Annotated in this window: 12 protein-coding genes and 1 tRNA gene; 6 read left to right on the top strand and 7 right to left on the bottom strand. The window is 44.5% G+C overall.

What is annotated here, in order from left to right; translation table 11 throughout:
* Positions 1-290 precede the first annotated feature (290 nt).
* Entirely contained in the window at positions 291-1,682 is a 1,392-nt protein-coding gene (locus DVY93_RS08830; RefSeq protein ID WP_230710370.1) for an esterase-like activity of phytase family protein, read from the top strand.
* A 102-nt stretch (positions 1,683-1,784) separates the two neighbouring features.
* Here the strand turns inward: DVY93_RS08830 and hemN are convergent, their stop codons facing one another.
* Positions 1,785-3,248, bottom strand: coding sequence for an oxygen-independent coproporphyrinogen III oxidase (gene hemN / locus DVY93_RS08825; RefSeq protein ID WP_404672099.1), 1,464 nt, complete (start codon positions 3,246-3,248; stop codon positions 1,785-1,787).
* Between the two features lie 281 nt (positions 3,249-3,529).
* On the opposite strand from hemN, the gene DVY93_RS08820 reads away from it, so the two are divergent.
* Entirely contained in the window at positions 3,530-5,110 is a 1,581-nt protein-coding gene (locus DVY93_RS08820) for a YifB family Mg chelatase-like AAA ATPase (protein WP_230710365.1), read from the top strand.
* Positions 5,111-5,161: 51 nt separating this feature from the next.
* Here the strand turns inward: DVY93_RS08820 and DVY93_RS08815 are convergent, their stop codons facing one another.
* From DVY93_RS08815 to DVY93_RS08800, 4 genes are all read right to left on the bottom strand, one after another.
* Positions 5,162-5,842 carry a phosphoglycolate phosphatase gene (locus DVY93_RS08815; protein WP_230710363.1) on the bottom strand — a complete coding sequence of 227 codons (681 nt, stop codon included), beginning with the start codon at positions 5,840-5,842 and terminating at the stop codon, positions 5,162-5,164.
* A gap of 153 nt (positions 5,843-5,995) precedes the next feature.
* A complete protein-coding gene (locus DVY93_RS08810; RefSeq protein ID WP_230710361.1) occupies positions 5,996-6,496 on the bottom strand; it encodes a DUF4385 domain-containing protein in 501 nt (166 codons plus the stop codon).
* A 189-nt stretch (positions 6,497-6,685) separates the two neighbouring features.
* Positions 6,686-6,761, bottom strand: a tRNA-Phe gene (locus tag DVY93_RS08805).
* A gap of 123 nt (positions 6,762-6,884) precedes the next feature.
* The gene (locus DVY93_RS08800) at positions 6,885-7,307 is read right to left on the bottom strand and encodes a hypothetical protein (protein WP_230710358.1); all 423 of its coding nucleotides are present in this window, start codon (positions 7,305-7,307) and stop codon (positions 6,885-6,887) included.
* 341 nt (positions 7,308-7,648) lie between these two features.
* On the opposite strand from DVY93_RS08800, the gene hisB reads away from it, so the two are divergent.
* From hisB to DVY93_RS08780, 4 genes are all read left to right on the top strand, one after another.
* Positions 7,649-8,296, top strand: coding sequence for an imidazoleglycerol-phosphate dehydratase HisB (hisB, locus tag DVY93_RS08795; RefSeq protein WP_226949526.1), 648 nt, complete (start codon positions 7,649-7,651; stop codon positions 8,294-8,296).
* Positions 8,296-8,940, top strand: coding sequence for an imidazole glycerol phosphate synthase subunit HisH (gene hisH / locus DVY93_RS08790; protein ID WP_230710356.1), 645 nt, complete (start codon positions 8,296-8,298; stop codon positions 8,938-8,940). The genes hisB and hisH overlap by 1 nt, the downstream gene beginning before the upstream one ends.
* 164 nt (positions 8,941-9,104) lie before the next feature.
* Positions 9,105-9,494: a hypothetical protein gene (locus DVY93_RS08785; RefSeq protein WP_230710355.1), complete on the top strand. Its 390-nt coding sequence runs from the start codon at positions 9,105-9,107 to the stop codon at positions 9,492-9,494.
* A 350-nt stretch (positions 9,495-9,844) separates the two neighbouring features.
* Positions 9,845-10,756, top strand: a complete 912-nt coding sequence (locus DVY93_RS08780; RefSeq protein ID WP_230710353.1) for a DJ-1/PfpI family protein — start codon at positions 9,845-9,847, stop codon at positions 10,754-10,756.
* A gap of 77 nt (positions 10,757-10,833) precedes the next feature.
* On the opposite strand, the gene DVY93_RS08775 is transcribed toward DVY93_RS08780, so the two are convergent.
* On the bottom strand, positions 10,834-12,168 hold the full coding sequence (locus tag DVY93_RS08775; protein ID WP_230710351.1) for a valine--pyruvate transaminase: 1,335 nt from the start codon (positions 12,166-12,168) through the stop codon (positions 10,834-10,836).
* Between the two features lie 554 nt (positions 12,169-12,722).
* Entirely contained in the window at positions 12,723-12,875 is a 153-nt protein-coding gene (locus DVY93_RS08770) for a transposase (protein ID WP_330165965.1), read from the bottom strand.

The following is a 12,875-nucleotide window of genomic DNA, read 5'->3' as shown; positions in this document are numbered from 1 at the left end:
AATCGATACGTTAATAGCCCCATGCGTCTGGTATAAATTTTTCTTGCTTGCTGCTAATAAAGAGGCTGCGAAACAGTCATTTCAGAAACACTCATTCCAGTCGCTCTGACTCGCTTTTAAGATAAATTGACTACATCTCAACCTCTATGGTTCACAGCAGTAATTAAATAGTTAAAGTGCATTCTAAGAGTAGTCAGTAAGCGTTTTACGCGCTGGCTATTTTTTTGAGTGTGATTTACCAGCAACCATTTTACTGGTTTAATAGAAGTAATGATGCAAGGAATGCGGAAATGACGAAGCAAGATGCACATGCTGAAATGAGACAGATGAAGGCGTTCTCTCAAGGCAGTCCACTGCCTTATACCATACTTGATGCCACGCATACCAACGCCGCCTATCCTAATCAAAAACTAGAGATCTGCAATGGTGGCTATGGTTCAGACGTGGCCGCCCATCCTACCAATGCCAATCAATTCTATGTACTGACTGATCGTGGTCCCAATGCCGACTTTGACGGGTGTGCTGGAAAAGGTAAGCAATTTCTTGTGCCAAACTATACGCCGTCTATCGGATTATTTGAGCTGCAAGCGGACGGTAAAATTATTAAGATAAAAGAGATACTGCTTAAGGATAGAGACGGCAACCCTATCTCTGGACTGCCAAATCCAAAAGCCTTGGGCGGTACCAATGAAGTACCTTATGATGTCGATGGGAAACCAATGACGATGAACCCACATCTACCGTTTGATGAAGTGACCAATCCTATTAAAACCGATATTAATGGTTTGGATCCTGAAGGGCTGGCGGCACTTACAGATGGTAGTTTTTGGGTCGGCGATGAGTATGGTCCGCACCTCGTCCATTACAATGCAGAAGGTGTGGAGATTGCACGTATCAATGCGTTTGCCAGTGATGAGCGTAATAATGTGATGATTAATGACAAGCTGATTTTATTACCGACAGAGCTTACCAAACGCCGTGCCAATCGCGGTATGGAGGCATTAACGATTACGCCAGACCAGACCACGCTAGTAGGTGTTATAGAGTCTTCATTAGATAATCCTGATAAGTCAGGGCGTGTGTCTAGTTTGACGCGAATCGTTACTATTGACTTAAATTCTGGTCAGATAGCTCAGTATTTGTACCGTCTTGATAAGGCGAAACATGTCACTTCAGGTATTGTTGCACTCAGTAATTGTGAGTTTTATCTTATTGAGCATGACCGCAAATTCCCCCTACAGGATAGGTCTGCTCAAAAGCTCATTTATAAAATCGATATCTCTCAGGCAACAGATATTACAACCATTTTAAACACCAAAAGTGTCAAACAAGACGAGGCTGTTGGTTTGACAATCAATGACCAAACACTTGAACAGTTTATTGCAACAGACGAAGAAAACTGGCAGATATTTGAAAAAATGTCCATCATGCCAGTGAAAAAAACCTTGGTCGTTGATGTTTTAGCGACCCTAGATTATCCTCACGATAAGCTTGAAGGCTTGTGGTTACGCCAAGATGGTTCATTGGGCTTACTGAATGATGATGATTTTGCAATGACAGATTCAGAGACCATACATTCAAAAAACATGCATTCAACAAGTACTGTTGAGCAAAAGTATTTGGATCGAGAAAAAACGCTAGAAGATGCTAATAGACTGTATATCGTTACGCCCACTGAATAAAATGAGTGGACTATTAACAAATAAGAGTACGAAGAGCGGCCATAAAAAAGACCTCATTTGAGGTCTTTTTTATGGCCGCTAATTGTCTTATAGAGCCATTTTTTAAATAACTTTTGAAAAACGGTTTTTGTGTTTTTTCTCAAGATATTCGTCAAACACCATGGCGACATTGCGGCCTAATAGACGACCTTTGGGTAATACTCGAATACCCGCTGCGTCCATGTCAATTAAACGGTCTTCTTGCATCGCACCCAATTGTTGAATTTCATCAATAAAATAGGTAATGGCATCGATACCGAATTTTTGATTCACGTCTTTGAAGTCAATGTAGTCGTGGCACAACAAATTCATAATGACGTATTCACGCAGGCGATCTTTGATAGACGTTTTAATATACTTTACCGCAGGCATAGTCATCAGATTGGTTTGCGCAGCATCAATGTTGGCGTGATAGCCTTGTAAGTCGGTATCGTTTTGTAGGATGTAGCGCGTGTTAGCATTGGCAATCTGACTGATGGATGAGACCCCGAAACCCAATAAATCACAGTCGCCCATGATGGTGTAACCTTGGAAGTTACGATGTAACTTGCCTGCGCGCTGGGCCACTGACAGCTCGTCATCAGGCTTGGCAAAATGATCAATACCGATATATTGATAGCCCGCTTCTGTTAGCGTATTGATGGTATTACCCAGCATAGTCAGCTTAGCGGCTGGGCTTGGCAAGTCCTCATCTTTGATTTGACGCTGGGCTTTAAAACGTTCTGGCAGATGGGCGTAGTTGAATACTGACAGACGGTCTGGTGACATCTCAATAATGCGTTGCACCGTTTTAGCTAAGGTGACAGGCGTTTGATGCGGTAGACCATAAATCAGATCGATATTGATAGAGTGAAATCCCAACTCGCGTGCTTCGTTCAACACATTTTCAATCAACTCTGCTGAATGCACACGATTGACGGCAATTTGTACCGTCTCATCTAAATCTTGCACCCCTAAGCTAATCCGATTAAAACCAAGATTCCGTAGCGTTTTTAGCGTCTCGCCACTCAACTCGCGTGGGTCAATTTCAATAGAGTAGTCGCCTTGGTCTTCAGGCAAGAATTCAAACTGGGTCTGCAAAAATTCCCACAACTGAACCATTTCCTCATCACGCAAAAACGTGGGCGTGCCACCGCCTAAGTGCAACTGTTTAACCAGAGGCTTGCTGCTGCCTTCTGGCGCCGATAGCAGGCGGCGTTTGTGCTTAATCTCAGCGATTAAGTACTGCAAATAATCGCCTGAGTCGCTATTTTTTTTGGTGATAATTTTATTGCAAGCGCAGTAATAGCAAAGATGACGACAGAATGGGATATGAAAATATAAGGACAGTGGCGCACGGGCTTCACGGTTTTGAAGAATTTTTATCTCAAGATCATCAGGGATTGGTGAGAATTCAAGCGCCGTTGGATAAGAGGTGTAGCGAGGCCCTGAACGATTGTACTTATGGATAATGGTTTCATCAAAGGCGGGCAGCTGCTTACTAGTGATACTGCCACGCGTACTGGCATAAGGACTTTCTGTCTGCATAACAGGGCGCGTGGTCGACGGTTGCGCTTCCGCATTGTTGTAAGGCTGCGGATTGTTTTGTGTTAAATGGTCTGTCATGCGGTGTTCCTCGTTTTAATCCTAGATATTGCTGCTGATAGGTTATTCATGGCTGCATGTATAGTCATTATTATAGCAAATCCTTATTAGCAGTGGGGTAGTAGGGTCATGCTTTTCTCTTATACCCTATAAATAAAAGACGACATTTGCGCACTAATAAATAATACTTTATGATAAATTATTCCCTCTATTAGGAAGCACTGATGTCGTTTGCTCAAGTTTATACCCGTTCGGTCGTCGGTTTGCATGCGCCTAAGGTTATTATTGAGGTGCATTTATCGCAAGGACTGCCAGCCCTGACCATTGTCGGTTTGCCTGAAGCGGCGGTACGAGAAAGCAAGGATCGCGTACGTTCTGCGATTCTCAACTCAGGTTTTCAGTTTCCCAATCGGCGTCTGACGATTAATCTGGCACCTGCCGATTTGCCAAAAGATGGTGCCCGTCTGGATCTGCCCATTGCCATAGGAATACTGGCGGCAAGTGGGCAGTTGGAACCGGACGTGCTATCAGGATTTGAGTTTATTGGTGAGTTGGCGCTCAATGGTGAGCTTCGGCAGGTGACAGGTAGTCTGGCAGTGGCACGTGCGATCAAAGCTGAAGGATTGGCATTAAAATTAGCACAAGTGTTAGAAGATAATAGCCAAAAGCGCAGTGAAGCATCACCTTCGGTGCAGACGACACCGCAGCTCATCGTACCGATCAAGAACGGTGCTGAGGCCAGTCGTGTGGATGGCGTGACGATATTAGCCGCACCAAGTTTAAAGAGTGTTTGTGATCATTTGCAGTCATTATCAGACTCAGGTAAGCTTGATACGCGTTTAGAGGTAGTACCGCCTAGCCCCGCACCAAAGCAGGTGGGCTATAAAGTGGATCTAGCGGATGTGAAAGGACAGCATCATGCTAGGCGCGCGCTTGAGATTGCAGCAGCAGGCGGCCATTCGTTACTATTTACAGGGCCGCCTGGCTCAGGCAAGACGTTGATGGCATCGCGGCTACCCACTATTTTGCCAGATTTGAGCGCTGAGGATGCGTTAGAGGTTGCCAGTACGTATTCTGTCGCAGATAGCGATTATGATTATGGTACACGGCCATTTAGGCAAGTTCACCATACCATATCGGCAGTGGCGTTGGTGGGTGGTGGCTCGCGCCCCAAACCTGGCGAGATTACCCTTGCCAATAAAGGCGTTTTGTTTCTTGATGAACTGCCAGAGTTTGATCGGAGTGTGCTGGAGGTGTTACGCCAGCCGTTAGAAGCCAAGCAAATCACTATTAGCCGTGCCAACTCTCAAATGACTTTTCCAGCCAATTTTCAATTAGTCGCTGCCATGAATCCTTGCCCGTGTGGTTATGATGGTGACGGATCAGCCAGATGTCGCTGCCGTCCTGAGCAGATTAGACGCTATCAAGACAAACTATCAGGGCCACTGCTTGATCGCATTGATTTGCACATTACGGTACCAGCGTTACCGATTGCTGATTTGCAAAATGCGGCGGCTGGGGAAACCTCCGAGCAGGTTCGGCTTCGAGTCGCTGCTGCTCACAAGCGCCAATTACAGCGGCAGCAAAAAGTGAATAATGAGCTTAGCCCTAGCGAGATTGACAAATATCTACCCCTAGGGGAGGGTGAGCAGCAATTACTACAGCTCGCTCAGCAACGCTTAAATTTATCGGCACGTGGCTATCATCGAGTATTGCGAGTCGCACGTACCATTGCAGATCTTGCCGATAGTGCTGATATCACTAGTGCCCATGTCTCTGAGGCCCTCAGTTATCGCAGTAAATAACAGAATTTAAATGTCAGCCACATTTCTATTGTGGTGAGCTGACTACCCTTTTTATTTAAGTACCCAATCTAGCAGTGCCTTAAAGCTATCAAAGGCTTGATTGGGCTGGCTATCACGAATATCTTTGCCATAATTATAACCATAAGATAAGCCAACCGTATCGATATTGGCACGCTTGCCAGCTTGGATGTCATTGATAGAGTCCCCAATCATGAGCGCTTGTGTGGGATCAAACTGTAGTGTCTCACAAACATGCAATAAAGGCGCAGGATCGGGTTTTTTGACAGATAAGCTATCACCGCCCAAGACCATGGCGAAATATGACGTCCAGCCTAGGCTTGCTAATATGTCGGGCACAAAGCGTATCGGTTTATTGGTGACCAATGCTAGGGTAAAACCAGCGTCTGTTAACTGTTTTAAACCTGTCTCGACGTCAGGATAAGCGCTGGTCTTGCTCGTGTCGTGGGCAGCATACGCATCGAAAAACAAACGCTCAGCCGCTTCTACCTCTGCGTCTGACAGATGGGGATCAACCTCAATGCTACCAGAGAGTGCACGCTCAACCAGCATACGTGAGCCGTTGCCTACCCACTCTTGTATGGTGTCAATAGGATAGCTCGGCTTTCCTAACTGGCCAAGCATGATATTGGCGGCATCAGCCAAATCGGGTACACTGTCAATCAATGTGCCATCAAAATCAAAAATCAAAAGTTTCTTATTGTCTATTGTCATTATTGGTGTCCGCGTAATAGATATTTTGGAAGAGGGGTGCTAGCGCTTATTACCTTAACACAGCAAGTCGTGAAGCCTCACTGTTTTGCCGCTAGCCATGATAAAACCATTATTATTTAACTTGTGAGGCATGATTATTAAAGCGTTTTACGGTTATTCAACGTCTTTATAACGCTCACGATGTTCAGCTTTCATTGTCAAATAACGCTCGTTTTTGCGGCAAAAATCCCATTTTTGTTTAAAAATACGCGCTGACTCTGCTTTAATTGGGTCCTCATCTTGCCGTGGCAGCTCTTCACGTCCATGCGCCCCGCTTTGGCCTTTTTTATCATCTGGGACTGGGCCTTTGTACTTTTTGCCGCCTTTATGATTGGCATAGCGGCGGGCGCGGGTATAGCCCATCTGGATAAATTTACGCGCCATATCAGCGCCAACAAAATCATCAGCCGCCAGATAATCCAAAAACATCTGATAAATCGTCTCGCTGCTCTCTTTGGCAATGTCAGGCGTCGCAAAGCGCCAATGCGGCAGTATCTCGGATTTATAAGGCTCGACCAATAACACGCCTTGCTCACCGCGGCCCACCCGATACAACTCAGGCTGCGCGCGCAAATCCAAGTTTTGATAGTCCAAATCGTAATCAAACTCTCTCATAACATCACCTGTTGTGGACAGTGAGTTTTAGTATACTGAGCCGAGCCGTTTAAAAAACAGTCTAAAAATGTTGTCCAGCTGTGAAAGGGTGAGGGTGATAGACTTTATTGCCATAAAATCGCACTATTTTCAGGCATAAAAAAACCCTCAAATATCACTATTTGAGGGTTTTTCGAATCTAGTAACGAATGGTGGCTCGAGGCAGGATCGAACTGCCGACACACGGATTTTCAATCCGTTGCTCTACCTACTGAGCTATCGAGCCGTCTTCGTTGAGGTCGCTATTAAACTAAATATACGCGTCGCTGTCAAGCTATTTTCGCATTATATGTGATAAAAGACCAAAAATAAGCAAATTTTGATAAAATCAAAGGGTTTAAAGCTGTGTTTAGTCCTTGACGCGCAGTAGTTCGTACTCGCTCATGATACGATGAATATCGGCATCAGCAGGGACAAATTCACGTACGCCTTTTTTAACCTCAGCATCATAGACCAGTTTAATGAATTTTGCATCGATGGCACGGCCGCGATTTTGTGGATGGACCGTCAGGTATTGCAAACGTTTGGCATTGGTTTGCCCATCATCAAAGCAGGCAACGGCCGCGATAGGTTTGTCATTGAACATGCCGACATAGAGACATTGACCCCGTTTAAAGCCTTGCTCAACGAGACTTAATACTTCTGCCCCATCAGGCTGTGTATCATCGCTATCATACAAGGCGTGTAGACGCTCCGATAGCTCATTCTCACGGGCAGGTTTTTTAATCAGGGGCGTATCCAAGCTATGGATGGCGATCGCTTCTAAAGGCATAGGAGTTCCTATAAACAGACGGTTTCTATAATGTGATATAGCGTGGCGTTATAGCGTCGGTCATGATTGATTAAACTGAAGACACTATTTTAGCAGAATGAGGCAATTTTGTGCGTGGTTTACGGCTTGGTCGTGGCAGTAAATGTTAGGGTTTGCTATGATGAGAACAGACAGTGTCACCTATGCTAAAAATTAAACTTGAGTATCTTGTATAAACACTATGCCTTCTTTGAGATATTTTTAGAACATCTTTATGGTTAACTGATTTAGATGCTAGCAAAATGTACTGGGTGTTTTTTTGCCCTATTTTATTGACCGCTTTTTATTGATAGAGAGTCGCCATGACAGCCAATGCTTCTGAGCAAAACCCTTCGCCAAATGCAAACCTATATGGTCGTCCCGCCCGTACTGCGACTGTGGAACGCAATACGGCTGAAACACAAATCACTTGTACCGTAAACCTTGATGGTACAGGTCAAGGGGTGGTGGATACAGGTGTGCCATTTTTGGATCATATGATCGATCAAATCAAACGTCACGGCTTGTTTGACTTAGACATCAAATGTACAGGCGACACGTTTATCGATGATCACCATAGCGTTGAAGACACGGGTATTACGCTAGGCCAAGCGTTTAATAAAGCGCTTGGTGATAAAAAAGGCATCCGCCGTTACGGGCATTTTTACGCGCCTCTAGATGAGTCTTTGACCCGTGCAGTCGTTGATCTATCCGGTCGCCCAGGCCTGCACATGGACATTCCTTTTACGCGCTCGCATGTGGGCCGCTTTGATGTCGATTTGTTTAGCGAGTTCTTTTATGGTTTCGTCAATCACTCATGGATGACGGTGCATCTGGACAACCTCAAAGGCAAAAACAGCCATCATCAAATCGAGTCAACCTTTAAAGCGTTTGCCCGTGCGCTGCGTATGGCTTGTGAGTATGATGAGCGCGCGCTTAACACCCTGCCATCGACAAAAGAGGCGTTTTAATGGCCAAAGTGACCAAAGTAGCGTTATTAGATTATGGTATGGGCAATCTGCATTCTGTGAGCAAAGCGCTGGCGCTCGTCGGTGCCGAAGTGGCTATCACTAATGACCCAAAAGTAGTCGCGGCTGCGGATAAGATCGTATTTCCGGGCGTTGGTGCGATGCGAGACTGTATCGCTGGCATGAAAGATGCTGGCATCGATGAAGTCATACAGCAGGCGATATTCAAAAAGCCTGTCATGGCCATCTGTGTCGGTATGCAAGCACTGTTTGAGCAGTCAGCAGAAAATGGTGGGACAAATTGTCTTGGTATTTTAAAGGGCAGCGTAGAAGCGTTCGATCCCACGTGGAGGGATGAGCAAGGCGCGACCATCAAAGTGCCGCACATGGGCTGGAATACCATCAGCGGCATGGATCTTGATCATCCGTTGTGGCATGGTATCGAAGACAACGCGCATTTTTATTTTGTGCACAGCTATTATTGCGAGCCTAGCGATAGCTCACAAGTGGCTGCTATCTGTGATTATGGTCAGCCGTTTTGTGCCAGTATCGTGCAAGATAACTTGTTTGCCACTCAGTTCCATCCCGAAAAAAGCCATACCGCGGGCTTACAATTGTTAAAGAACTTTGTGGAGTGGGACATTTAGACAATATGAGTTGAAGACTTGGTGCAGTAGGATGAGTTAGTAAGTGTGTAACCTGAGCGAGGAGGGCGCAAAGCACGGTTTTGCCTCGCGCAAGAGAGTTTGCATTGTCGCAAACTCTTTTTTATTTTTAGTTATTTCCTACTCTTTTATATGTGGAAAACAAAGTGGAATTTTATATCTTTAAGACAGGCATTATGAATGCCACAGGGCTAGAAAAAGATGCGCTGCATATTTACGTCGGTATGAGCGTGTATCTATTGAGTTTAATTCTGCTGCGTCCACTCTTCAAAAAATACAGTGTCAGGGCGTTTATGGCTTTAATCCTGGTGACGGGTATTGCCCTCTTGGGTGAGTATTTGGATAACCGCCATACCATCACCGAGTTGGGCGTTTCAGGGATGGGACGTGCTGAGCTAAAGGCCAGCATTCATGATATTGTGAATACTTGCTTGTGGCCGTACGTGCTCTATGCTCTCACCTTATGGACAAAAATTTTTCAGTCAGTCACTCAGGTTAAACCCATGATTAAACGGCATAAAAAAACGGACTATTAGTCCGTTTTTTAGTGTCTGTGTGTCACACTTTTACGATTCACGTTTTAAGACTTTTTACTGATCGCCTCACTAGTCATTACTGTAATTTGCCAGATTAGCTACTCCGTAACGTAGACGCTTAGCAACTCACACTTACAAAGCTTACGAAATATAAAAAGTCTGTACTATTTAACGCTTCCTCAGTTTGTTATCTTAAATTCAAAGGGTAGCGACATTGACGTGTCTTTTAAAATTATCGTCTTTATTTATTACTTAACTCGCTATCCGTTCACTATAACTAACACCTTCCAAAAGTTTGACCAAGTTAATCGACCGTTTTGGGATGGTTATAATAATAAATAGGAAGCACTATGAATATTCAAGACCTACTAGACAATGCAAAAGATACGTTGGGTTTACAGCCCCAAGAAACCAACGCGGGCGTGTATATTCCTTCGAAGTCATCGTTAAAATTGGCAGCACCAAACAAAACCAATTACGACCATACCGAGTACGACACGCCTTATACCGGCAATAAAAAAATCCTGATGGTCTGTACCGAGCAGCAATACATGACCATGGAAAACGGTAAGAAGTTTGAGACTGGCAATCATCCGGTTGAGATGATGGTGCCTTTGTTGCACTTTAAAAAAGCGGGCTTCAATGTGGACGTCTTTACGCCAAATGGGGAGTCTGTCAAAGTCGAGCAGTGGGCGATGCCAGAAGACGATGACGACGTCAAACAAATATACGCGGAATACCAGTCAAAGCTTGAGAAACCTAAAAGTATCGCTGACTTTGTCAAAAATGACATGACCGATAGCGATGACTATGCGGCCATATTTATCCCAGGTGGTCATGGCGCAATGCTTGGCTTGCCGGAAGATGAAAGTCTTGGCGAATTGCTACGGTGGGGTTATGACAACGACTTATTCGTGTTAGCGATTTGCCATGGACCTGCGGCTTTATTAGCGGCTAACTTAGGCGATCTTGATACGGCAAATAAAGACGCTAAGTCTGAGTGCGAGTTTATCTTTAAAGGTTATGAGATAGTCGCGTTCCCAACTGCAATGGATAAGCAAATGCCAAAACTCGGCTATTTGCCGGGTACTATGCCTTGGTACTTTGGGGATAAACTCGAAGAGCTAGGCGTCACGATTGATAATAAACTGGCATCAGGGCAGACACACCAAGATAGAAAGCTCATCTCAGGGGATGGCCCTTTGGCGGCCAATGAGTTTGGTAAGCTTAGCGCTAAGGAATTACTAAAAGCGCTTAACTAAAAGGTTGGTATACGCTTATAGCGCAAAAAAAACGGACTATTTGATAGTCCGTTTTTTGTGTTTATCACGAACGGTTTTTACTTGGCTTCATCATAAAGTTGGCGTACCACTTCCCCAATTACTTTGATACCATCAGTCAGCGTCTGCTCGTCCGCTGCGATACTCATACGAATGCACTCGTGCGCGTGCTGATAATCACTGACGTCGACACCGGGGAAGAAGTACTCGCTTGGCACAATCAATGTGCCTTTTTCTTTTAAACGCTCGTATAGCTCAAGGGTCGTAATCGGTAAGTCTTTAAACCATAGCCAAAAGAAGATGGCCCCTTCAGGCTTGTGAATCATCAACGGATAATCGCCTAATGCGTCTTTTAATAGCGTCACCGCGAGTTTCGCTTGCTTGTGATAAAACGGCTTGATGACGTCATCGGATAATTGCTTGATACGGTCGTCTTGTACCAATGGCGTGGCAATCGCCGCCCCAAAGCGCGTCGGTGCTAGATTGACCACCGCATTCATCGCGCTGACCGCTTCAATCACTTTGGCATCGGCCACGATGATACCTGTACGCATACCGGGCAGGCCAATTTTGGACAGGCTAAAGCACAAAATCGTATTGTTATCCCAATGCAAATTGACATCAGAGTAAATGATATTCGGGAAGGGCATACCATAAGCATTATCGATAATCAGCGGTATGTCGTAGCGTTTAGCGATCTCAGCCAAATACGCCATTTCGTCATCGGTCAGCACGTTGCCAGTTGGGTTGGTTGGGCGTGAACAGCAAATCGCCCCGATACGACCTTCCTTGAGCGCTGGCAAGTTCTCTAATGCCTCAAAATCCACGCGATATTTAAAGAAGCCTTCCTCGCCATCATGCGTCACTTCATCGATATGCGGTAATACGGCTGCGAAATGCTGCCCTTCCACATGCACATCGCTATAGCCAATATATTCAGGCGTTAAAGGCAATAAAATCGATTTATCGACAGACAGGCTTTCTTTATCTTGGCTTTGCTCATCTGTGAACGCACCACCAAACAGATTAAACAGATAGAAAAAAGCGTTTTGCGAGCCATTGGTCAGGGCGATGTTTTCTGCCGTGAGGTCCCAATCATAGTGACGGTTAAAGAAGCTGACCAACGCATCGATAAAGCCTGCATCCCCTTGCGGATTAGAGTAATTCGCCATACTAATAATCGCGCTACTATTGGGCACGCCCGTATCGTTATCAACGCCCAGCGCCTTATACGTCTCTAAAAACAGCTCATTGACGGCTTCAATTTTGGCAGGATTACCACCGCCCAGCATGTTGACTGGCTGATCGCTTTTTAGCGCGTCGCCCAGATCATCCATCAATTGTGAGATGCCAGTGGGCTGGGTAAATTTTTGACCAAACTTTGAGAACTTCATAAGGTTACCGTGAATGTTTGAGGGGTTATGTAATTGATAAAGTGGATTAGTATAGCAAATGAGGGCTATAAAATAAGCAAAGTGCGGGGCTAATATGGGTTTATATATCTATACAGCTTATGAGTAAAAACGCCTTCTAGGTGAGTAGAAGGCGTCTTAAATTTGGGTTTAAGAAGTTAATAGCGGAAACTTGCTTTTCGCTTGTAGTTTTAGATAAGTCTTGATGGCTTGTACGATCGTTAATCAAACATATGACTGCTGTGGATATAAGTCATTATTTTCTATTTCATCGATGATACAAACTAAGCGTTTGAAATTATGGAAGTTAGCTTTTTCTATCCAAGAATCATAATTCTCTTTCAACTCGTTCCTAATAGCTACACAATTCTCAAATCTCTTATTTTCATTCAACCATACGCTAAGCACATCTAATTTTTTATTTTCATCATAGAATTTATTGTTTAAGATATCCTCATATTTAACAATATCTTTTACAGTTTTAGCAATTTGATTCGATTTGATGATTTTACCAATATAGCTTTCAGAGGATATAGTCAGTTTAAAATAAAACTGTTATGCTTTGGACAAATATCATAAAACAATTTGGATAAATCATTCTCCATCCAGCCTTGGCGTAGAAACTTCACCTGAGCCCATTTTTTCTCGATAGGGTTTAAGTCTGGGCTGTACGGCGGCAACCATAAAAT

Source organism: Psychrobacter sp. CCUG 69069, from assembly GCF_021023115.1.
GTDB classification, from domain to species: Bacteria; Pseudomonadota; Gammaproteobacteria; order Pseudomonadales; family Moraxellaceae; genus Psychrobacter; species Psychrobacter namhaensis.
The sequence above is the reverse complement of the archived record's forward strand: the minus strand, read 5'-3'. Positions and strand labels throughout refer to the sequence as shown.

Bases quoted from the DNA above. Each gene is read 5' to 3' on its own strand.
- DVY93_RS08830 (WP_230710370.1), top strand. From the start codon at position 291: ATGACGAAGCAAGATGCACATGCTGAAATGAGACAGATGAAGGCGTTC.
- hemN (WP_404672099.1), bottom strand. From the start codon at position 3,248: ATGCAGACAGAAAGTCCTTATGCCAGTACGCGTGGCAGTATCACTAGT.
- DVY93_RS08820 (WP_230710365.1), top strand. From the start codon at position 3,530: ATGTCGTTTGCTCAAGTTTATACCCGTTCGGTCGTCGGTTTGCATGCG.
- DVY93_RS08815 (WP_230710363.1), bottom strand. From the start codon at position 5,842: ATGACAATAGACAATAAGAAACTTTTGATTTTTGATTTTGATGGCACA.
- DVY93_RS08810 (WP_230710361.1), bottom strand. From the start codon at position 6,496: ATGAGAGAGTTTGATTACGATTTGGACTATCAAAACTTGGATTTGCGC.
- DVY93_RS08800 (WP_230710358.1), bottom strand. From the start codon at position 7,307: ATGCCTTTAGAAGCGATCGCCATCCATAGCTTGGATACGCCCCTGATT.
- hisB (WP_226949526.1), top strand. From the start codon at position 7,649: ATGACAGCCAATGCTTCTGAGCAAAACCCTTCGCCAAATGCAAACCTA.
- hisH (WP_230710356.1), top strand. From the start codon at position 8,296: ATGGCCAAAGTGACCAAAGTAGCGTTATTAGATTATGGTATGGGCAAT.
- DVY93_RS08780 (WP_230710353.1), top strand. From the start codon at position 9,845: ATGAATATTCAAGACCTACTAGACAATGCAAAAGATACGTTGGGTTTA.
- DVY93_RS08775 (WP_230710351.1), bottom strand. From the start codon at position 12,168: ATGAAGTTCTCAAAGTTTGGTCAAAAATTTACCCAGCCCACTGGCATC.